Here is a 20,078-nt window from a genome sequence, read left to right on the forward strand (position 1 = left end):
GTTTAACGGTTCGCTTACCATAATCGGGGCAGTCTCCACAGGAGCTCCGGCACCTTGCGCTCGGGCTGCCCGAGAGTCTGCATGTTCCTGTTCACTACGCCTACGACGCGTGAGACTGCACCGGCCAATCCGGTCGTCAATGCCATTCGCGACGGCGCCGAACGGAGCGGTGCCGGTTTCGATTACCTGCTGAAGACGGCGCAGCGCGAATCGGCGCTTGATCCCGATGCGAAGGCCAAGACCTCGAGCGCCACCGGGTTGTTCCAGTTCATCGAGCAGACCTGGCTTTCCATGGTGAAGCAGGAGGGGCCGAAGCAGGGGCTTTCCGATTACGCCAATGCGATCAGCGCCGACGAGACCGGTCGGCTCAGCGTGCCGGACGCCGCGACGCGAGACAAAATCCTGCAACTGCGCAATGATCCGCAGGTGGCTGCCGTCATGGCCGGGGCACTGACCCAGAAGAATCGCGACCAGCTTGCCTCGACGCTCGGTCGCCAGCCGAATGCCGGCGAACTCTACATGGCGCATGTGCTCGGCTCGCGTGGCGCGAGCGACCTCATTCGCGCCGCCGGCAATGATCCGACGCGGGTCGCAGCCAAGGACTTTCCCGAGGCCGCTTCAGCCAATCGCAACATCTTCTTCGACAAGTCAGGCCGCGCCCGCACGGCCCAGGAGGTCTACGGCGTGCTGGCGGCGAGCCATGCCAACACGCAGCTTGCCGCAGCGACCACGACGGGGAGCGTCAAGTCCGCGGCTGGCACTGACCAGCCGGTGCCGATTGCTGCCGCGTTGGCGCCTGATCGGGCCAAGGGGCTGATCGGATTGTTCTCGACCGAGGGCTCGCGCCAGCCGGTCTCCAAGGCGGTGGCCAATCTCTGGACGACGCCGCGCAGCGACGCTTCGCGTCTGGCGGCCCTCGATCCTGCCGACCGCTATTTCCCGCGGCAGGGCGCAAGCGACGCCGCTCCGTCTCCTCCGCCCGCCTCAACGGCGCCCGCGAACCCGCCGACTGCCACGACTGCTCCCTTGCCGCCATCGCGCCCGCTCGATTTGACCCAGGCTGGGAACACCGTACCCAAATCGACGGCGAAGCCGCGTCGTGCCCCGCTCGATCTTTCCGCCTTCATGGTCCAGCGGAGCGGCACATGATCGTTCGCCGATTCCTGCTCTGGGCCCGTACGGCCAACGCCGAAGCCCGCGCCTCCGGCGCAGCCGCGCTTGCGGGCGCTTATTTGCACTCCGGCATGTCCGACGAGGATCGCCGCGAGGCCGAAACTGCGCTGATCGCGCTGATCGATGATCCGTCGCCCCTGGTTCGCCGCGCCATCGCGGAGGAGGTCGCGACCTCGCCGCGTGCGCCGCGTGCGCTGATCCTCAACCTCATCGCCGAGCAAAGCGACGTGAATGCACTGGTCCTGGCGCATTCGCCGGTGCTGACCGAGGCGGACCTGGTCGATGCCGCTGCCGTTGGGGATGCTCTGGCGCAACGCGCCATCGCACAGCGGCCCTGTCTGCCGACCAGTGTCGCGGCAGCGCTAGCCGAAGTCGGCTGTGAGGAAGCGCTGCTGGCCCTGGCAGGCAATCGCAGCGCGTGGATGCCGAGCTTCTCGCTTGAGCGCATGTTCGAGCGCGCGGGCGGCTCCGGGGCCTTGCGCGAGGCGCTGCTTGCCCGAAACGATCTGCCTGCAGGGCTTCGCCAGGCCATTGCGGGGCGGATGTCGGATGCGTTGGCGAGCTTCGTCTCCGGCTGCGGCTGGCTGACGCCGGAGCGCAGCGCAAGGCTGGCGCGCGAGTCGACCGAGCGGGTGGCTGTCGCACTCGCAGCAGGCGGCGAAGACAGCGATGCGCCAGCGATCGTCGAGTGCCTGCGCGAGAACGGCCGGCTGACGCCGGGGTTGATGCTGCGCTCGCTCCTCAGCGTAGAGCCGGCCCTGGCGGAGGCGGCGTTCTCGTCCCTTTCCGGTCTGCCGCTCGCTCGCGTGTCGGCGATCCTCCGGGACCGGAGCGGCGCGAGCTTGCGAGGGCTGTACCGCAAGGCCGGCATGCCGGGCTCGTTGCTGCCGGCCTTTGCGGCAGCAATCGCCGCATTGAACATATCCGGCTTCGAACGGGTGAGCGGTACGCAGGGCATCGACCGAGCCATCATGGCCAGCGTCATGAGCTGCTGCGAGAGCCTCGAAGGCAGCGAGGCCGATTCGCTGAACGGCCTGCTGCGGCGGCTCGATGCCGAAGCGGCGCGCGAGGAAGCGCGGCTGATGGCGGATGCGTTTGCAGATGATGCGGCGCTCGCCCTGCTGGTCGAGGCCGATCCGTCCCTGCTCGTCGAGCTCGACGAGGCGGATCTTCGAAGCGCTGCCTGAGGCGTCGTCGCCGGCGGGTCAGTAGCCGAATTGCTCGCGCAGGATGCGTTCATCCAGGCTGTGGCCGGGATCGTGCAGCATGACGAGGTCGATGCCGCGGTCGATCGCGATCGCGACCGAGACGACATTGTCGATCTGGATATGGTCGGCCATCGCGCTGACCGGGCGTTTTGGCGCTTCCAGGACCTCGATCATGACCTGTGCCTGGTCGGGAAGCAGGGCCCCGCGCCAGCGCCGTGGGCGAAAGGCGGCGATCGGGGTCAGGGCCAGCAGAGGCGCATCGAGCGGCAGGATCGGGCCATTGGCTGAGAGATTGTAGGCCGTCGAGCCCGCAGGCGTCGCCAGCAGGATACCGTCGGATATCAGTTCCTCCAGCCGCACCTGGCCATCGACGGACAGGCGAAGCTTCGCCGCCTGGTAGGAGCGGCGGAGCAGGGACACTTCGTTGATCGCCTTGGCACGGTATTCCCGGCCATTCTCGTCGATCGCGAGCATCGAAAGCGGGTGGACGATGCTGCGATGGGCGGCTTCCAGGCGCTTGGTCAGGCCGCGCTCGCGGAACTCGTTCATCAGGAAGCCGACCGAGCCGCGATTCATGCCGTAGATCGGCTTTCCCGTGCCGATGAAGCGATGCAGCGTCTGTAGCATCAGCCCGTCGCCACCAAGCGCCACAATGACATCGGCGCTGTCGCAATCGGCATTGCCATAGCGCGCGACGAGCTTCTCCAGTGCGGCTTCGGCCTCTGGCGTCTCACTGGCGACGAAGGAGATGGCTGCGAAGCGCGCGGTCATCAGGGGGTCCGGATCAGCCAGGCTCAGGGGCAAGGAGCGGTTGGCATAGCACGGCGGTGACGGAAGGGGCGAGCCTGGGCAGGCATAAAAAGAGCCGGGGTCGCCCCCGGCTCGATGCGCGACGATGCCGCATGCCTCAGATGGACGTGGTCCATTGCACGGGGACGAGCTCGAAGCCGTTACCCGATTTCGCGATGTGGCCGGTGGCCGGGAAGGGCGCGTGGTAGAACGCGACCTGCATCTTGTCGGCAGAGACCATGTCGAGGAGCTTGCGGCGTGTGGCGGCAGCCTGTGGCCCGTCCATATCGAACACCGCGGACCAGTCCGGATTGCGGACGAAGAGGGCTGGGTGGTTGGTCGTGTCCGACATCACCATCATCCTTGCCGCGCCGGAGCTGAGCGCGAAGGTGGTGTGGCCGGGCGTATGGCCAGGCGCCGCGATGGCTGTGATGCCGGGCAGGATCTCCTTGCCGGCCTCAAACTGCTTCACATCCTTGGAGACAGGGCCGAAGACGCGGCGCACGCCGCCAAATGCCCCCTTCATGGCCTCGGGCGCGGCGTTCATCCTGGCGTCGTCCATCCAGTAGGCCCATTCCGCCGCCGGGACCATGACCTCGGCATTGGGGAAAACGGCCGTGCCGTCCTTCAGGCGGAAGCCGTTGATATGATCGCCATGGAAATGGCTGAAGACGACCGTGGATACATCCTTGGGATCGAAACCAGCGGCGCGGAAATTGGCGAGCCAGGCTCCGGAGGTCGGCGCGCCCGAATCGCCATTGCCGGTATCGATCAGGATGAGCTTTCCGCCACTCTGGATGGCGAGCGTCGTGAAGGTGATGTTCAAGGCGTCGGCCGGCAGGAAGGCCTGCGCCATCGCCGTCTTGACCTCCGCGAGTTCGGCATTGCGGACGAAGCCCTCGAGCGGACGACGGGCGAAGCCGTCATTGATCGCGGTGAGGACCATGTCCCCGATCTTGTAGCGATAGTATCCGGGGGCCTGATTCACGGGGGCTCCTTGCGCTTGAGCCGGTGTGAATCCGGCAGGTAAATCCAAGGTGGTGGCAACAGCGAGCGCGCCGGCACCGGCAATCACGGTGCGGCGCGACGGACTAAAAGGCGGCATTGCAGTCTCCCTAGGCGCGTCTTCGGCCTGAGCAGCAGCCTAGCGTCCGGTTCGGGGGCTTCAACCGCGCGGGATTGTTGCGAGGTCAACTTTCCGTGAGTGGTGCGTCCATGGTGCGCTGGCCGTCTGCGGGTACGCGATGGTCGTGCGAAGGGGCGCTGGCAGCCAGCAACCCGTCATAGCGCGCCAGGGCCCGCAGCATGGCCGCGCAAAGGGCCAAGGAGCCGAGCATGGCGTTGCCCGAACATTCCGCGACCAGGGCCTGGAAGGCCGCGCTGTCCTCCTCGGCCAGGCATTGCAGGCTCCAGTTCCACTCCGGAGCCTTCTGGCGCAGGAGGTTGATCGCGACGTCGATATTGGCGCTGACCAGGCCGAGCGCCTTCCAGAGCGAACCCTGCTGATAGATGCCGCCCATGGGCGTGCGGCGGCCGACGAGATGGCTCGGCTTGCGCCGTACGGTAAAGCCCAGCGCCTCATAGATATCGGCATCGAGCGCACGATCGGGCTTTTCGGCCGTCTCGCAGCGCTCGGCCAGCGCGAGCAAGTGTTCCCGTCTGTCCATGGCCGTTCGCCTAGCCCGGAGGCTCTCACAGCATCGCTTGCACCTTCGTGCCGCCAGCCGGTCGCGCGAAGCGAGCCAGAGATGTGTGGTGCCGGCTGAGGGGATTGAACCCCCGACCTTCGGTTTACAAAACCGCTGCTCTACCGCTGAGCTAAGCCGGCCCGGTTGGCCAGATGCGGTTACCAGTCACGAGCGGCGAGGGCAAGATCGGGAACCACTTGCCCAAAGAAAAGCCCCGCCTCGAGGAGGCGGGGCTCGCACCTGTCGGCGATGGGCCGATCAGTTGTTGTCGTAGGTGAGGATGTCGCGATCCTTGGTCTCGGGCACGAAGAGCATACCGATGACGAAGGTCATCATGGCGATCACGATCGGGTACCAGAGGCCGTAGAAGATGTCGCCGGTGCCGGCCACCATGGCGAAGGAGGTCGCCGGCAGCAGACCACCGAACCAGCCGTTGCCGATATGGTAGGGCAGCGACATGCCGGTGTAGCGGATACGGGTCGGGAAGAGCTCGACCAGGGCGGCGGCGATCGGGCCGTAGACCATCGTCACATAGACGACGAGGATCGTCAGGATGCCGATGATGGTCAGCGACTGGGCGTTGAACAGCGCGTTCATGAAGCCGGTCTTGACGATCCGGGCGTCGCCTGCCGCGGGATAACCGGCGGCGACCGCTTCCTTGGCGAGGTTGGCGGCGAAGCCGGCATCGATCGCGACATCCTTGCCGTTGACCGTGACCTTGGCCGCGGTGCCGGCCGGGGCCGGGACCTGGGTGTACTGGATCGCCTGCGAGGCGAGCGTGCGGCGCGCGACATCGCAGGGCTGGGTGAAGGTGCGCACGCCGACCGGGTCGAAGACCGAGCCGCAGGTGGCCGGATCGGCGACAACCTGAACCTTGACGTTCTCATGCGCTGCGGCGAGGCCGGGATTGGCAGCCTTGGTGAGCGCGCCGAAGAGCGGGAAGTAGGTCAGCGCCGCGATCAGGCAGCCGGCCAGGATGACGGGCTTGCGGCCGATCCTGTCCGAAAGCGAGCCGAACAGGATGAAGCCGCCGGTACCGAGGATCAGCGACCAGGCGATCAGCACGTTGGCCGAATAGAGATCGACCTTCAGGATGCTCTGGATGAAGAACAGGGCGTAGAACTGACCGGTGTACCAGACGACGGCCTGGCCGGCGGTGAGACCGAACAGCGCCAGCAGGGCGATCTTCGCATTCTTCCACTGGCCAAAGGCCTCGGAAAGCGGTGCCTTCGAGCCGCTGCCCTCTTCCTTCATCTTCTTGAAGGCCGGGGATTCCTGCATCTGCAGACGGATCCAGACCGAGATCGCCAGCAGGAAAATCGAGGCCAGGAACGGAATGCGCCAGCCCCAGGCGGTGAATTCGGCCTCACCCATGGTGGTGCGGATGCCGAGAATGACGATCAGCGAAAGCAGCAGGCCGAGCGTCGCCGTGGTCTGGATCCAGGAGGTGTAGAAGCCGCGACGGCCCGGAGGCGCGTGCTCGGCGACATAGACCGCGGCCCCGCCATACTCACCGCCGAGCGCCAGGCCCTGCAGCATGCGCAACGCGATCAGGATCACCGGTGCGATCCAGCCGATCGAGTTGTAGCCGGGCAGCAGGCCGACCAGGAAGGTCGAGGCGCCCATGATCACGATCGTGACGAGGAAGGTGTATTTGCGGCCGATGAGATCACCCAGGCGGCCGAAGAACAGCGCACCGAAGGGGCGGACGAGGAAGCCGGCGGCGAAGGCGAGCAACGCGAAGATGGCGCGCGTATTCGGATCGAACGCGGAGAAGAAATGCGCGCCGATCATCACGGCGAGCGAACCGTAGAGATAGAAGTCGTACCATTCAAAGACGGTGCCGAGCGACGAAGCGAGAATGACGCGCTTCTCTTCCTTCGTCATGGGGCGTCGCGTCGCCGCAGCCCCCGATGTCTGTGCTGCCATGCTCATGGCGTTCTCCCCTGAATAATGCCCGGCATCGGGAATATCCCCCGGGCCGCCCGTTTCCCTGTGGCTCGATTTCTTGCGACACGATGCCACTGCCTGCCGGGTGAAGTTTCGCTTGCACCTATCCGGCAATTGCACAGGAATGCGCTCACGCGAAACGTTGTGCAATCAAGCACTTGGTCTTGCATCGTTCGACGTAAGACTTAAGGCTTAGAGGTCTTTTCCTCGTTCCCGCACGCCGCGGATTTTCCCGGATTGGCAGTGCGGCGCTGACCGTCCTATAGTCGGCACGAGGCCGACTTGATGCGGGGAAAAGGAGCGCGCCGATGCCGCGCATCCATGCAACGTTACCGCTGCTGGCATTCCTGGTTTTCCTGAGCCCGGTGAGCGAGGCTGTGGCAGCTGGATCAGGCAGAGCTTTCGCGCCGGCCGGGCCGCCGTCCTTTGCGCCGCGAATGGCTCCTGGCTTTCGGCATTTGGCGCGCCAGAATGGACCGTTCTTCCGGCATGATCGCGCCCGACGCTTCCTGGGCAACCCGGGGTTCATCGGTGGCCCCTGGTATTCCCCCTCCGATTTCGGCCGCGACACCGTGATCCTGCAGGAGCGCGAGTCAGAGCGGACCATCGATCGCTCGCGCGATTATACGCCGGTGATGGTGGGGATTCCGCAGCCCCCGACGCCCGAGCCAGTGATCTACCGGCTGGAAGGTTCACGGCAGCGGCCGATTGTGCGCATCATCCGTATCGGCGAGCAGCGGAGTTATGCCCGCGACGATGACGGCGCCCGCATCCGCAATGTGCCCCGGCGCTGAGTGTCAGCGCCGCCGGCTTGCCGCATAGAGCGCGATCGCGGTGGCGTTTGAGACGTTGAGGCTGGTGATCGCGCCCGGCACTTCAAGCCTTGCGAGATGGTCGCAGAGATCGCGGCTGCGCTGACGCAGGCCTTTCCCTTCCGCACCCATAACCATGACGAGCGGCCGCTGCAGGGCGATTTCGTCGAAGGCAGTCGCTCCTTCCGAATCAAAGCCGATTCGCTGGAAGCCGCGCTTGCCAAGCTGGTCCAGCGCATCGCCGAGATTGCGGACCGCGATCAGCGGAACATGCTCGAGCGCGCCGGATGCCGATTTTGCCAGCACGCCGGTCGCTGCCGGGGAATGGCGAATCGTGACGATCACTGCGGCAGCGCCGAATGCGGCGGCCGAGCGCAGGATCGCACCGACATTGTGCGGGTCGGTGATCTGGTCAAGCGCGAGCACGATCGCATCGTCGGGAAGGCTGTCCAGATCAGGCGAGGGCAGGGGATCGCAGACGAGATAGAGGCCTTGATGCACGGCATCTGGAGTGAGCAGGCGGTCGATCTCGGACGGGCGGACCAGCTCGGGTTCGAGCGGCAGCGTGCCGACCTCCTCGCTCAGCCGCTTCAGGGCGTTCTCCGTGGCGAGAAGGCGTCGAAAGCGTCGGTTGGGATTGCGAAGTGCCTCGATCACCGGATGGACGCCGTAGAGCACGGCCTCGTCGATATCGCCGGGCCGGTGTGGCGGGGGGCCGGCATCGCGGTCGCGGCGTGCGAAGGGCTTGCCGCCGGACCAGGCCGGCTTGGGGCGGAACGGCGCGGGCATGGGGGACCTCCGAAGCTTGACGGCCCATGCCCTGCCATGGCGGGCGGCGCTTTGCCAGCCCGGACGACGGATTTTCGGTGTCGTGCAGCAGCGGGCGCTGTCGCAGGCAAGAGGGATTGAGAGGGAACGGGATGGCCAGGGCCGAGGATATCCAGCGCTTCGTCGTGATTACCGGTGGGCCCGGTTCCGGCAAGACGACGTTGATCGAGGCGCTCTCAAAGCGAGGATTCGCGACGTCTCCGGAAGCCGGCCGCGCCATCATTCGCGATCAGGTGGGGATCGGGGGGCAGGCATTGCCCTGGGCCGATCGGGAGCTCTTCGCCGAGCTGATGCTGAGTTGGGAGCTGCGTTCCCATCAGGCTGCGAGGGAGCAGGCCGGGCTGGTCATCTTTGATCGAGGGGTTCCCGATATCGCGGGTTACCTGAGGCTCTCGGGACTTGGCGTTCCCACGCATGTGGACAACGCGGCAAGACGGTTCCGCTACCGAAGCGAGGTCTTCATCGCGCCGCCCTGGCGCGAGATCTTTGGGCAGGATGAGGAGCGCAAGCAGGATTTCGCCGAGGCTGAGCGAACCTATGAGGCGATGGTCGCGGCCTATGACGATTATGGCTACCGGCTGTGCGAGGTGCCGCGGTGTCGTGTCGAGGAGCGTGTGGAATTCATTCGGGCCCGGATTACGGGCGCTTCCTGAGGCTGGGCCATGCCGGCGCCAGGAAAGGCGGCTGGGGATGGATACAAGGAAACGCGGGTGAACCGTTTTTTGCCGTTGACACGCCGAAGCCCGGTCACCATAAGTCCGCCCGCACCTGTTGCCCGTCACGAAAGTGAAACAGGCGCTTGGACGACGCTGCTTCACGGCGCGTGTCCGCGACACGGCGGGGGAATGTCCCGAGCGGCAAAGGGGGCGGACTGTAAATCCGCTGGCTATGCCTTCGCAGGTTCGAGTCCTGCTTCCCCCACCATCGTGTCTTGTCTATGTTGATGCCGCCGTCAGGCGGTGTCGCACCCGGCGCGGGTGTAGCTCAATGGTAGAGCAGCAGCCTTAATGCGCCATGGTTCAAAACGTTCAAGTTCGACAAGCGTCGGCGGCTTGCAAAAAGTAGGTGGCGGTTGCGAGTTGAGTTTGATAAGGCGTCAGCAATGGCGCACACGCGGGCGTAGCTTAGTGGTAAAGCACTAGCCTTCCAAGCTAGCTATGGGGGTTCGATTCCCCCCGCCCGCTCCATTTACCGACACTCTGCTGTGCGTTGGCCATGGGGCATGCGACCATGCTCATACGGTCGTGGATATGATGAGCCCGTCCCACTGGTTGACTTGGTGTAACCGCTAGGGCTGTGCACAGGCTGGCCCGGCGCGCCCTCAATAGCGCTGTAGCCGGGCCAGCCTGTGTGCAGGCCGGGTCCAGAAGAGCACTTCTGATTCGCATTTGGCGCGGTGAGTAATTCGGTGGTCCGGCAGTCGGAAGGTCATTTGCGAATCAATTGTCCTTCCGGTTGGGCGTGCGAGCGGGTCCAAGCGGCGCCTCTGCGGAGGTATGAATTCCCGCTTATGGTGCCTTCGGCTTGTGCCGGCTGAGTGGAATGCGGCCGTGCCCCTCCCGGAGGGGGATCGGTACTCCAGTTGCCGGAACAAAGCCGGCAGCATCGAGGGCTTCTCCGAACGATTGCGTCCGTGCGACCAATTCGATGATCTCGATTAGTTCGTTTATCGAGAGGACAACCGTCATTTCTCCTGGCGCATCCCCCGTGGCCGTTAGAACGGTTGGAGCGTCCTGCGCGGCACCAGGCCGGTCTATTTCCAAGGGTCGCCGGGCAAGTTCGACCAAGGATCCTAGCAAACGTTCTTTCGAATTCTCGGTCGCGTGAGCGGCGTCGCGAATGCGTTGTGCAAGCTGCTTATCCATGGTCAGCCGTCCAGCTTTGTGCCGCGCGGAGCACCCAACCGGTACCATCGGGATATCGTCCTCGCCCACCCTCGCTGCGCGTCGAGAAAGAAAAGGCCTGACGTAGCGATGGGTCGACCTATCCCGGGGAGTTCGGGGTGTTCGGAAACCTCACCTATAAGGCAGCGCTCGGCTCGCGTACCCACCCACCAACGATCAATGGTCGGGGCGCTTAAGCGGGTTGTATAGGTCCCGGCGGCCACCGCTTCCAAGTCGTCCGCGAGCCGCCGAAGTCTTTCGACCTCTCGACCAAGCGTCGCGCGCTCCTCCGAGGAAACGCCACCCCACATCAGCATCTACATTCCCTCCGGCCAGCCAACCCAGGCCGTTTCGTGTGTGCAGCTCAGGCGAATCGCCGAAACACCTGCGCGTTCATTGGAGCTCACTGGGTCGTACTGGTTTCGACAAGTTCTCGGCGACACTCCGACCGCCGCTTGAGCCTGCGAACAACTTGACGAGATCGGGCCCAGCGATTCGCTTCTTTGCTAGAAGCTCCTCCGTCGTTCGGTCCGCCTCGATCCGGTGATCTTCTACGAGCAAACGTGCCCTGCTCATCTGTTCGGCAAGAATCTTCTCGATTCGCTCGCGAACGGCCTGCGACGTGTGGAGCAGGCGCCAGAGATCGGCTTCTCCATCCGCGGCCAGAAACGCCAATCCTTTGCCGAGTCCATAGGATGCCTCAAGCCGCAGTGCGACTAGGGTCGCAAGGTGAAGGTCGCTACCGCGGATCCCACCACCTCCAACCGACCGACTACCCAGGATGACCTCCTCCGCAGCAATGCCCCCCAGCAGGAAACAGATCTCGTCAAGCAGCGCATTGGTCGTGATTTCGGCGACGCTATTCCCGGCGATTTGGACGCCGCCCAATGCTTGGTACCCCCAGGCCAGTTCGGCCGTGTCGCGGATCTCCACGAACTCAAAGGGCCTCTCCAGCACGACTGCGACAGTCGCATGGCCGGCCTCGTGGATGGCCGTGCGGCGCAGCATCTTTTCCGGGATCGCAATTGTGGGCGGAAGCGACGCCAGGAGGTCGGCGATCGAGATGGCTCTCCGCGCCCGGCGAGCCAACCGACGGGCTTCGCGAGCGAGTTGCTCCAATGCAGCTCCACTCCAGCCCTCTGTCCGGGCGACGATCGCAGACAGGTTCTCGCCCTGAAGCGCATTTTCAAGATGCCAGCGGATGATGCCCTCTCGGGCGGGACCGTCAGGGAGCGGCATTCGGACATGGCGGTCCAAGCGTCCCGGTCGAACGAGAGCGGCGTCGAGCCGATGCGGGTGGTTGCACGCACCGACCACAATCACCCCTTCTCGTTGCTCCGCGCCGTCGATGCATTCAAGCAAGGCTGCGACGACTTCCGTGCAGTACTGGGCGTTGTGGTCGGCGAATTTCTCCCGATCCCCGACTGCATCAATTTCATCGATGAAAATGATGGAAGGAGCCTTGCGACGTGCCTCGTCGAAGGCCGCGCGCATTGCCTTGAGCAAGTCGCCAAGATGACCACGTGCCTGCCATCGCGCGAGTGATCCCAGAACCAAATGAACGTCGCAAGTGGCGGCCAGCGCTTTCACAAAAGTCGTCTTACCGGTTCCCGTCGGCCCGCTAACAAGGATTCCCCTATCGACATCGGGCCAGCCGATCCTACCCTCGCGCCAATCTTGCAGATCGATGGCGAGTTCCCGCGCCCAGCTTCCGGCCTCGCCAAGGCCGTGCAGATTCTCGATTCGGAGTTGTCGCACCTCGACCGGCGTCGAGCTCGCCTGGGCCTTTCGCATGCACTCAAGCGATTGGGAAATAGGTCGCCCGCGCCGGAGCATAGTGTGGATGAAGGCAAGCGGCATGGACGCCAATTCCTGTGCCTGCTGCGTGCTCATACGCTGCTTCAGACAAACTCTGCCTGCCGCGGCGAGATGGCGAGGCTCTGGCACCGCAAGTTCAACGACGCCGTCAACCGCTGCGAGCACCATGTCCGGAAGCTCGGCAGTGGCTCTGGCCAGGACGACGAACCGGTCCTCTTTCAGGATGTCATCCTTGAACGAATCCTTTCTCCCCTTGACCCAGTGCTCCCAGGCATTCTCGATCCTCGTCGACGGCGCGACGCCGAACGCATTGCCCAAACGGGGGCGTGTGGTCGCAAACTTCACCGCCAGCCGATAGTCGTCAGCATCGGCCCCTTCCGGCAGCAGCAAGACCAGCGCCAGCGGCCCCCCAAGACGCAACTGCGGATAACCTCGACAGCACCGAACGATCATGGAGTACGCAAGGAATCCGCCAACATTCTTGGTGATCCTGTCGCGCTCCCGGAACGCCGTCACGCTTCGATTCATCGCGAATTCCTTCTGGCCCCGGCCAGGATTCGATCCCTTGCGAAATGGAGAGACCCCAGGCCTGCTCGCGGCCAGTCGGAGCAACCGTCCTTCCGAGCCCATCGCATTTCGCTTCGCGCCGTTTGCGACAGGATTGGCCCCCGGCGTTCGACGCCGAACTCCGGCGGTTCCGAGCCACCCGGCGATCCTGCTCCAAAGATGACTGAGTTATACCGCCGCCGCCGACTTTCGGTTGACGATCAGAGGGTTGGGCCTCTCATCCGATGGCGGCACGACCTACGCGCTCCCGCTAGGACGCATCGTGCGGGACCTCCAACAGAGAGCTGCCCGTTGTCTTCAGCACGGCATGCGCGATCACCTCCGCCGCCATCGCTCGAAGCGATGACAATGCAATTCGACCCTCTACGATGAGAGGCTCTGACCTGAAATCGAACCACGGAATTCCGCCTGGTTGGATCACACGATCGCTCGTTGGCGCCGGAAGCCGGAGACGTCGCGTGACGCGACCAAGGATTGGTTCGTAGTCCAACTGACGCATTGCCGATGGCCAGCCCACCGGCAAAATCCATGGCAACCCGAGACCCGGTTGTACGGGCACGCCAGCAATCTGGTGGAAATCCCGAGCAACCTGCTCAACATCAGCGGAACTCGTCCACATGGGCAGTAGCATTCGAACTGCCGGATCGGTGATCCATCCTCGGTCAAATGTGGACGCCGGAAGGTCAACGACTATCGCCTCGGTTCTTGAGGCTTGGCCTACGCACAGCTTGATTTCTGCCAAGCTCGGAGCGCGCTTATTGGCTGCGAGCCAAGTCGCCCCAAATGGGGCGGTCGCCTCTCCTTGGAGCATTGGCTGCTCGTCGCTCGCCGTGACCTGGATGTGAAGCGTATTCAACCCGAGCTGGCTCAATCCGAGAGCTAGCAGGAGGCTGGCGGTCGTCCTACCCGAATACGCACTCGAGCCGGCAATGAGGAAAGTCTCCATTTTCACTTCCTTTCGAATCCTTGCTGCGGCCGATTCGGGAGGAGCCTATCAACGGGAAAGCGCGAGATCCATATGAAATGACAAATATTTGTCTTTTAAGGTCATTAAGCGCCTCATTGGGCAAATTGTTGACAAGCTGGATTTCGCAATCTTCCTGTGCTTTTTCAATGGAATGCTTACTTCCGGACGGTTCCTGAAAGCTGCCCGCGTTGGCTTGGGACTAAGTCCCGAGCAAGTCGCCGAGGAAGCAGGGATCAGCCGCACCTCCCTGAGCAGGTTGGAGGCGGGATCTGACAAGGTCGCGCTGAAGCTGTTCATCGCGGTCCAGAACGTGCTGGAACACCACGGGATCAAGTTCCTCACCGGCGATGGCTCCACCGGGCCGAGCATCCGCTTTCCCGTCGATTATCGAGGCTAAGGCAGGCCGATCAGTGCCCCTTGGGCGAGCGGCGGCCCGGCCGCACTCAACCGCGTGCTCAGCGTCCTTGCCCCAATCTCGCTGGTTGCATTGCTAGCAACACTAGTGCTGCTCATCGGCTTCCAAGGCGACACACAGGTCGGCGCGACCGAGATCAGCTTGTCCGGTCTTCCGTTGTCGACGTCTTCCGCATCTCGTAGTCAACAACAGCGAGCTGGAGGGCTGCCCGCTCTTGGGCCTCTCGGGGATTGGGTGTCGCGCCTTCGAGATACCCAATGCGCCGAAGCGCATAGTGGTACTCGTCCGGAGAAGCGAGACGAATGCTGGGTTCCGGCTTCAGTGTCACCGCGGCGCGGCGGAGGATAGCGGCAACCCCACGTAACAAGCTGGTTGCGGGCATGACACCCCCCTGCGGTCGCCAGCGCTGAGCCGATTGATGGGAAATTCGGTTGGTACCATTGCCACATCAAACCGGCCAGCGCGGGATTTGTTCGTCCCGTTCATCGTGTGTGACCGGGGGATTTGCCTTTCACCCTGTCGACAGCAAGCCGAGGGCGAGCCGGTGCCGGAACATAAAGCGCGGGCAGAAGTTCTCACTACCCTCTAAACGGAGCCGCCGTGATGAGACCCATGGAACCTATCGGAACGGGCCACCAACTCGCCCTCAGAATGGCCGCCCGGTTCCCACGCGAAGACTGGATCGCCCCCCTTGTCGCCCGTACCGGTTTGAGCCGGCAGACCATCGAATGGCATCTTCACGAAGAGACCGAGCTGCCGGCGGACATTCTGGCTGTGGCTGCCGAACTTCTTTCTTCGCCAGAGAGGGATCGCGAGGAAGGATCAGTAGGAGACAATCTTCTGACGGAGGATGATTTGCCGTCCCGATGATTGGTGGCATGCCTCCTCCACCGCGCTGGCCCGGGTGGTGATCTCGGTGATTTCTGGCTCGGTTAGGGTTGGCGGCCGCCGCAGAAGAATCCGGGCGAGCCGTGGATAATTCGCTGCGTCCGTGCAAGGCTGTCGCCACCGGCGGTCCGCCACCGAGGGGCGTTGTGACCCTACGTTCATGATCAAACGGATCCCCTGACCCATACCAAGGAGGGGGTAGGATCTGAGACCTTTGCCCCTATTCCAGAATGGGAGCCGCGAGCAGCAATATCGCCTTCGTTCCTTGAGGGCTCGACGTGGTGGGATTGCTCATCATTGCGGCTTCAATGCCAGGTTTCACCCTCGGCGATTTATTTGACGATTTTGGCTTCGCAATCCATCGCACGGACCGGCCGACGCACAACGCAAGGTAGCCTGGCATGCGTGAAGAACGTCCAGACCGTAGGCGAAACCGGGCGCCAGCGTACCCAAGCCGCCGCTCCATGATGCTGAGCTCGGAGGCGGACTATATCCGGGCCTGTGCCCGCGCTTGCGAGCTCCATGCGGCTGCTCGCCACCCGATGGCTGAGGTGGAGCTCGAGAATTTGGCTCTCGCCATCCTGACATGGGAAGTCAGGGGCGGCGGGCCGAACGGGATCTGAGCGCCAATGCGTGCAATGGTGTTGGCTGATGCCGAGAGACCTCGGTGATCGCGTCCCGGCATGGCAGCGGGGTTCCGGCCCAGCCCAGGCTATTGGGGTTTGTTCACGCGGAAGCTAAGCGCCTCGAAAATGCGATCAAGTTCTCTGGTGAAACTGTCATCAAGATCGTCAGCGACGAGGCCTTCACGATGCGCGACCATCGACAGCAAGGTCTCCCGGAGCTGTTGGCAGTGGGCGCGGAGTTCGGCGAGGTTGGCGTTGGCCTCTCCTTCCGTATCGGCGCCGATCGCCGAGACGTAACCAAGGAGGATTATCACCGCAGCTTCCAATGCATGCGTGGTCCCGAGAAGGCTCGGGGGGCCTTCGGGGTCATGCGGGTCGATGGTGAAGGTCATGCCCTAGTTCTCCCTCAACACTGGAGCCAGCAACCCGCTCTTGAATGCGCGCTGAGCCTCGGCCGCACCGCCGCATCGGCAAGCCACCTCTGAAGCGCCTCCTGTGCCGATCTCGCGATCCGACAGTGGCTTCAAGGTAGCGCCCGTCTCGGCCCCGGCGTGCTCGGCCGGGCGCAGCAACGAGTTGCCTCGAGAGAGCCCCATGCGGCGGCCTGGATTGGTAGGCATGGCGCGGACCCGTAGGAACAGTACACGCAGCAATCACCTTCCAACGGCCTCAGGAGCGCGCCACACCCTTTGCATTCGTAGAAATACTGGCAAGCGTCGGTGGGCATCGTTTCCGTCGCGGCCTGAGCACAGTGCGGGCACGTGATTGTCGATTGAAACTGCATCTGCACTATCGCGTCAGTTTGAGGAGGATTGGTTCGACATAGGGCCCCCACACAAGCGCCAGGCCGACGACACCCGAGCCAAGGCCGAGCATGATCGTGGTACGCGCTGATCCGGGGGGCGCAGCGCAAGCGCCACCACCGTCACAGACGGGTCTGCGCCTCCGCCAGAAGAATACCCCCCAGCCCAACGCCAACATGATTGTTGCTCCGCCGAGCAGTGGGAGGCGCATGTCAGCAAGAAATGCCAAGCCGCTGAAGACCGCCCCAGTGACCCCGAGACCGGCGAGGGCCATTGGCAAGACACAACACGAGGACGCGACAAGTGCACCGAACCCGATAATGGCACCAGCGCCTGCCAGCGGCCGCGAGGATGGCGCCGAAAGGGGCTCTGGCGTGGCTGAGGCTCCGAGTTCCGTGCTGGTCAAGGTGGTGCTCCATCACGATCCATGGCACCCTGCCACCCGTAGCTACTACGGGATCAAGCGAAAAATGCCCACGCCGATGCGAGGCATCACGGCCGGCCAGCTAGCCAAAGCCGCGAGCGTGAATCTCGAAACGATCCGTAGCTACGAAAACATCGGGCTCATGCCCGAGCCACCCCGCACGCGAGGCAGTCACAGCGCCTGCGGACACGTCGCCCCGGGTCCGCGGCGTGCCTAGTATTGGCACTCCGTTAGGACCTTCTTTGCGTGCAATCAGCGGCGCCCTTGGGACGCGGGCCTGAAACAATTTCATAGAACCGCCGAACGGCCAGCGACGCCAGATCGACCTTCGGATCCGCCGACCACAACGCCGTGGTAATGCGCGCAAGGCGCTGGCGTTCGTGCGGTGCGTCCTTCGGGGCGATCTCGGGCGCGATCTCGCTCCATGCCTCATCGAAAGCCGCGGCGATCCGGACAAGCTCTTCGGGCGTCGTGACAATTGATCGGAACGGCATCATTTCCCCTTTTGCCGGGTCGCAGCCTGGCCCAGCGCGAGTCTGTCTTTGGCAAGTCGCGGTACAAGCAAGTGAAAAGCACCACTTCCGGCGCCAGTGCCTGCCAGAGGTAGCGCAGACGCTGCCGGAACGGGCTCCGATGTGGCTGTGGTTTCGGGTTCGATACTGACCGAGGTGGTGATCTATCGCGATCCATGCCAGTCTGCCACCTGTAGCTACTACGGGATCAAGCGAAAAATGCCCACGACGATGCGAGGCATCACCGCCGGCCAGCTAGCCAAAGCCGCGGGCGTGAATCTCGAGACGATCCGCTACTACGAAAACATTGGGCTCATGCCTGAGCCACCCCGCACGCGAGGCGGTCACCGCGCCTATGATGAAGCCCATACCAGACGGCTTGCCTTCATTCGGCGGGCGCGCGAACTGGGCTTCACCATCGAGGATGTTCGGGCCCTGCTGGCCTTGACCAACCCGGAGCACACCTCCTGCGCGCAGGTGAAGGAGATCGCCGTCACGCACTTGACGCAGGTGCGTAACAAGATCGCTGACCTCGCCAGGCTTGAGACCATTCTCGACGCGACGATCTCCCGTTGCACGAGCGAGCCGACGGCCCATTGCCCGGTGCTCGATATGCTTGAACCCTAGCGAAGATGCCGATTGTGTCTTCTGCGTGCGCGCCAGTCGTGAACTTCGGAAAGTCAGGCGCCGGCCGAGTTGGCCTCGACCTTGATAGCGCAACGGCATCTGACGGCATCTGGTGCTGTGCTACGCAAAAGGTTCTGCGCCGACGCTTGAGGCACCTGACCGAAGCGCCAGAAGCGAGCGTACCGCCGCAAAGGCACCGGCCGACCGGGAGGTCGACCGGCGGATGAGCGCACCCAAGTGTTGCAGGAAGCGCTCATCGGTTGAAGGCTCTGGGCTGGCCGCTGAAGTCAGCTTGCGCTGCAACGACCACCTCCAGACGATTGCGCACGTTCAGCTTGGCCATCAGGGTGGTCATGTAGCCCTTGACGGTCTTGGCGCTGAGCGAGAGCTCGTCGGCGATCTCGCTGTTCCGCTTCCCGCGCAGCAGCAGCCTGACGATCTGCTCCTCCCGGACGCTGAGTCTGTCACCGAGCGGCCCCGTCAGATTCGAAGCGCTGCTCATCGGGGATTGCTCGCAACAGATCCCAACGAGGCGGTCGACTGTGGCGGGAAGCGCGGCTGGAGCCGGTCTGCCCCATTCACTGGGAATGGAAAACCAAGCACCGTGGAGCGGCCGCGAACCCGGTTCTGCGCCTGGCAATTCTGGACGCATTCCGTGGCTGGCGGAGCGACCTCGACCGCATCCTCGCCCATCACCTGGCCCATGCGGCCGCCACTCGCCACGTCCCAGCGGGAGACGCCGCCGCAATGGCGCACCGTCGCGAATGGGATAGCGGGGAAGCGGGTGGCGATCCGGTTCTCGCAGTCCGGTTCCGCCCGGCGCGTGGCGACCTGTGGGCTGTCCCTGCCGACGAACTTGCGGGAGAAGTCATTGCCGAAATTGACGCGGGCCGGGACGATCACCGTGATGTCCTTGTAGGGAACCTCGTCGCCTTCCCGGTCCCGGAAGTTGCGGTTGTCGAAATAGAACGCCTTCAGTTGTGGGTTGGGTCCTTCCGCCAGGACGTGGGTGAACAGCGTCGGCGTTCCATCCTGGCGCTCCACCTCCATCTGGAAGATGCCGCCATTGGCGCAGTCCTTGGCCTGGCTCTTCATGCTGATCCCCAGACCCGTGCGCCCGATCTCGATCGATTCCCCCGTGATCTCGACGGTGAGGCCACTGTTCAGGGTCAGCCCGCGATGGTCGGGCAGTTTGCTGGCGAAGACCGGGGTCGGCACTCCGCCCGTGATGTCGAGCGGGTTTGGCGCGCCGGTCATCGTGAAGTTGCGGATACCCAGGGTCGCCGCGTCAACATCGAATTGGTTGTATTTGCCCTGCACGCGAAAACTCGTTCCAAGGGCGCTGGCGGGGATCGTGGCATTCTGGGTGCGTCCGAGTACTGAGAACGCGCCCCCCTCGCACCCGGCCGACGACGCGGCATCGGCTCCCCCTGCCGCCAGGCTCAGCGGCAGGACAGCAAGCATCACCAGCCCGAGATTGCCTCCGGTGCGACGAATGTCGCCAGAGCAAGCATGTGCTGGGCTCATCGCCGCGGAAACAGAAAGAAACGGCAAATAACATCGAGGAGACATGATGGTCCTTCCTGGAATTTTGGCCGATCGACAGCCCCGCCCGAAACAGGGCGCCAGTTCCATCCAAGATCAAATTTGGCTTGGGCGACCGCCCAGCGGTATGGAGGCCGCTCCACTGCAACGATGTTGTGGCGTTCCAGATGCCACAACGGTCGGACCCTACGCCGGTGAAGCTGACATTTGGCTGACAGCCTTTTTATACCTTTGAGGGAAAGCCAACATCCTTTCGTCGGGCGACTGCTCAATAGCGATTACTGGACCGCCGAGGCAATCGGTGGCCCCCATCTTCCATTTTAGTTTGCTGCCATTGCGTCGGCTCATATCAGGTGGCTCTGATGCCTTCCGGGGATAGCACCTTGGCGGGCGAGAACCTCGATCGAGCTGACCTCGCTGGTCTCGTCATCCCCTGAATCGGAAGGGTTTCCGCCTCCTAGGCGCGGCCGAGAATTTGCCCGCCTCGCCCGGCATCCACCGGCTCCTGGAAGGTCGCCGGGATCTCGCCCCTGAGCAGACGTTCCGAAGGTCGCA

Annotated in this window: 21 protein-coding genes, 3 tRNA genes and 1 pseudogene; 11 read left to right on the forward strand and 14 right to left on the reverse strand. The window is 63.8% G+C overall.

Translation table 11 applies throughout. From position 1 onward, the window contains the following. Positions 1–81 precede the first annotated feature (81 nt). The gene (locus BIWAKO_RS19600; RefSeq protein WP_069880083.1) at positions 82–1,149 is read left to right on the forward strand and encodes a hypothetical protein; all 1,068 of its coding nucleotides are present in this window, start codon (positions 82–84) and stop codon (positions 1,147–1,149) included. After that, positions 1,146–2,360, forward strand: coding sequence for a DUF2336 domain-containing protein (locus BIWAKO_RS19605; RefSeq protein WP_069880084.1), 1,215 nt, complete (start codon positions 1,146–1,148; stop codon positions 2,358–2,360). Before BIWAKO_RS19600 ends, BIWAKO_RS19605 begins: the two co-directional genes overlap by 4 nt. Before the next feature lie 18 nt (positions 2,361–2,378). Here BIWAKO_RS19605 and BIWAKO_RS19610 read toward each other — a convergent pair whose 3' ends face one another. From BIWAKO_RS19610 to BIWAKO_RS19630, 5 genes are all read right to left on the reverse strand, one after another. After that, positions 2,379–3,152 carry an NAD kinase gene (locus BIWAKO_RS19610; RefSeq protein WP_069880085.1) on the reverse strand — a complete coding sequence of 258 codons (774 nt, stop codon included), beginning with the start codon at positions 3,150–3,152 and terminating at the stop codon, positions 2,379–2,381. A gap of 136 nt (positions 3,153–3,288) precedes the next feature. Then, on the reverse strand, positions 3,289–4,158 hold the full coding sequence (locus BIWAKO_RS19615; RefSeq protein WP_244523489.1) for an MBL fold metallo-hydrolase: 870 nt from the start codon (positions 4,156–4,158) through the stop codon (positions 3,289–3,291). Between the two features lie 202 nt (positions 4,159–4,360). Further along, entirely contained in the window at positions 4,361–4,837 is a 477-nt protein-coding gene (locus BIWAKO_RS19620) for a hypothetical protein (RefSeq protein WP_069880087.1), read from the reverse strand. 86 nt (positions 4,838–4,923) lie between these two features. Next, positions 4,924–4,998: transfer RNA gene (locus BIWAKO_RS19625), tRNA-Thr, on the reverse strand. Positions 4,999–5,116: 118 nt separating this feature from the next. Next, a complete protein-coding gene (locus BIWAKO_RS19630; RefSeq protein ID WP_074471577.1) occupies positions 5,117–6,793 on the reverse strand; it encodes an MFS transporter in 1,677 nt (558 codons plus the stop codon). A gap of 323 nt (positions 6,794–7,116) precedes the next feature. Between BIWAKO_RS19630 and BIWAKO_RS19635 the strand changes: the two genes are divergently transcribed. Further along, on the forward strand, positions 7,117–7,602 hold the full coding sequence (locus tag BIWAKO_RS19635; RefSeq protein ID WP_141740155.1) for a hypothetical protein: 486 nt from the start codon (positions 7,117–7,119) through the stop codon (positions 7,600–7,602). 3 nt (positions 7,603–7,605) lie between these two features. Here BIWAKO_RS19635 and rlmB read toward each other — a convergent pair whose 3' ends face one another. Beyond that, positions 7,606–8,409, reverse strand: coding sequence for a 23S rRNA (guanosine(2251)-2'-O)-methyltransferase RlmB (gene rlmB / locus BIWAKO_RS19640; RefSeq protein WP_069880090.1), 804 nt, complete (start codon positions 8,407–8,409; stop codon positions 7,606–7,608). Positions 8,410–8,540: 131 nt separating this feature from the next. On the opposite strand from rlmB, the gene BIWAKO_RS19645 reads away from it, so the two are divergent. From BIWAKO_RS19645 to BIWAKO_RS19655, 3 genes are all read left to right on the forward strand, one after another. Then, positions 8,541–9,101, forward strand: a complete 561-nt coding sequence (locus BIWAKO_RS19645) for an AAA family ATPase (RefSeq protein WP_069880091.1) — start codon at positions 8,541–8,543, stop codon at positions 9,099–9,101. A 186-nt stretch (positions 9,102–9,287) separates the two neighbouring features. Further along, positions 9,288–9,372: transfer RNA gene (locus tag BIWAKO_RS19650), tRNA-Tyr, on the forward strand. Between the two features lie 189 nt (positions 9,373–9,561). After that, a tRNA-Gly gene (locus BIWAKO_RS19655) sits at positions 9,562–9,635 on the forward strand. A gap of 321 nt (positions 9,636–9,956) precedes the next feature. Here BIWAKO_RS19655 and BIWAKO_RS35415 read toward each other — a convergent pair. The 3 genes from BIWAKO_RS35415 to BIWAKO_RS19660 form a co-directional block, all read right to left on the reverse strand. Continuing rightward, positions 9,957–10,313, reverse strand: coding sequence for a hypothetical protein (locus BIWAKO_RS35415; RefSeq protein WP_074471578.1), 357 nt, complete (start codon positions 10,311–10,313; stop codon positions 9,957–9,959). 2 nt (positions 10,314–10,315) lie between these two features. Beyond that, on the reverse strand, positions 10,316–10,648 hold the full coding sequence (locus BIWAKO_RS37355; RefSeq protein WP_074471579.1) for a DUF6634 family protein: 333 nt from the start codon (positions 10,646–10,648) through the stop codon (positions 10,316–10,318). 76 nt (positions 10,649–10,724) lie between these two features. Beyond that, a complete protein-coding gene (locus BIWAKO_RS19660; protein ID WP_069880092.1) occupies positions 10,725–12,677 on the reverse strand; it encodes an AAA family ATPase in 1,953 nt (650 codons plus the stop codon). Between the two features lie 1,073 nt (positions 12,678–13,750). Here BIWAKO_RS19660 and BIWAKO_RS19670 point away from each other — a divergent pair. The 3 genes and pseudogenes from BIWAKO_RS19670 to BIWAKO_RS19680 all read left to right on the forward strand — a co-directional run bounded on the left by BIWAKO_RS19670 (position 13,751) and on the right by BIWAKO_RS19680 (position 14,968). Beyond that, entirely contained in the window at positions 13,751–14,080 is a 330-nt protein-coding gene (locus BIWAKO_RS19670) for a helix-turn-helix domain-containing protein (RefSeq protein ID WP_069880094.1), read from the forward strand. Positions 14,081–14,104: 24 nt separating this feature from the next. Further along, a pseudogene (locus tag BIWAKO_RS36695) lies at positions 14,105–14,212 on the forward strand (arsenical-resistance protein); the annotation flags it as partial. A 498-nt stretch (positions 14,213–14,710) separates the two neighbouring features. Beyond that, positions 14,711–14,968: a hypothetical protein gene (locus BIWAKO_RS19680; protein WP_141740156.1), complete on the forward strand. Its 258-nt coding sequence runs from the start codon at positions 14,711–14,713 to the stop codon at positions 14,966–14,968. Positions 14,969–15,698: 730 nt separating this feature from the next. On the opposite strand, the gene BIWAKO_RS19685 is transcribed toward BIWAKO_RS19680, so the two are convergent. Together BIWAKO_RS19685 and BIWAKO_RS36700 are read right to left on the reverse strand one after the other, a co-directional pair. Continuing rightward, entirely contained in the window at positions 15,699–16,004 is a 306-nt protein-coding gene (locus tag BIWAKO_RS19685; protein WP_069880097.1) for a hypothetical protein, read from the reverse strand. Between the two features lie 131 nt (positions 16,005–16,135). Beyond that, positions 16,136–16,396: a GDCCVxC domain-containing (seleno)protein gene (locus BIWAKO_RS36700; protein WP_074471680.1), complete on the reverse strand. Its 261-nt coding sequence runs from the start codon at positions 16,394–16,396 to the stop codon at positions 16,136–16,138. A gap of 501 nt (positions 16,397–16,897) precedes the next feature. Here BIWAKO_RS36700 and BIWAKO_RS35425 point away from each other — a divergent pair. Then, the gene (locus tag BIWAKO_RS35425) at positions 16,898–17,056 is read left to right on the forward strand and encodes a MerR family DNA-binding transcriptional regulator (RefSeq protein WP_244523659.1); all 159 of its coding nucleotides are present in this window, start codon (positions 16,898–16,900) and stop codon (positions 17,054–17,056) included. Between the two features lie 13 nt (positions 17,057–17,069). Here BIWAKO_RS35425 and BIWAKO_RS19695 read toward each other — a convergent pair whose 3' ends face one another. Then, complete coding sequence (locus BIWAKO_RS19695; protein WP_141740158.1) at positions 17,070–17,333, reverse strand: hypothetical protein; 264 nt, start codon at positions 17,331–17,333, stop codon at positions 17,070–17,072. A gap of 141 nt (positions 17,334–17,474) precedes the next feature. Between BIWAKO_RS19695 and BIWAKO_RS19700 the strand changes: the two genes are divergently transcribed. Beyond that, positions 17,475–17,978 carry a MerR family transcriptional regulator gene (locus BIWAKO_RS19700; RefSeq protein WP_371332007.1) on the forward strand — a complete coding sequence of 168 codons (504 nt, stop codon included), beginning with the start codon at positions 17,475–17,477 and terminating at the stop codon, positions 17,976–17,978. Between the two features lie 253 nt (positions 17,979–18,231). On the opposite strand, the gene BIWAKO_RS36705 is transcribed toward BIWAKO_RS19700, so the two are convergent. After that, positions 18,232–18,480 (reverse strand): response regulator transcription factor, encoded by a 249-nt coding sequence (locus BIWAKO_RS36705; RefSeq protein WP_069880099.1) that lies wholly within the window; start codon positions 18,478–18,480, stop codon positions 18,232–18,234. After that, positions 18,477–19,445, reverse strand: a complete 969-nt coding sequence (locus BIWAKO_RS36710; protein ID WP_244523490.1) for a hypothetical protein — start codon at positions 19,443–19,445, stop codon at positions 18,477–18,479. Before BIWAKO_RS36710 ends, BIWAKO_RS36705 begins: the two co-directional genes overlap by 4 nt. Positions 19,446–20,078 lie beyond the last annotated feature (633 nt).

Source organism: Bosea sp. BIWAKO-01 (genome assembly GCF_001748145.1).
Taxonomy (GTDB): Bacteria; Pseudomonadota; Alphaproteobacteria; order Rhizobiales; family Beijerinckiaceae; genus Allobosea.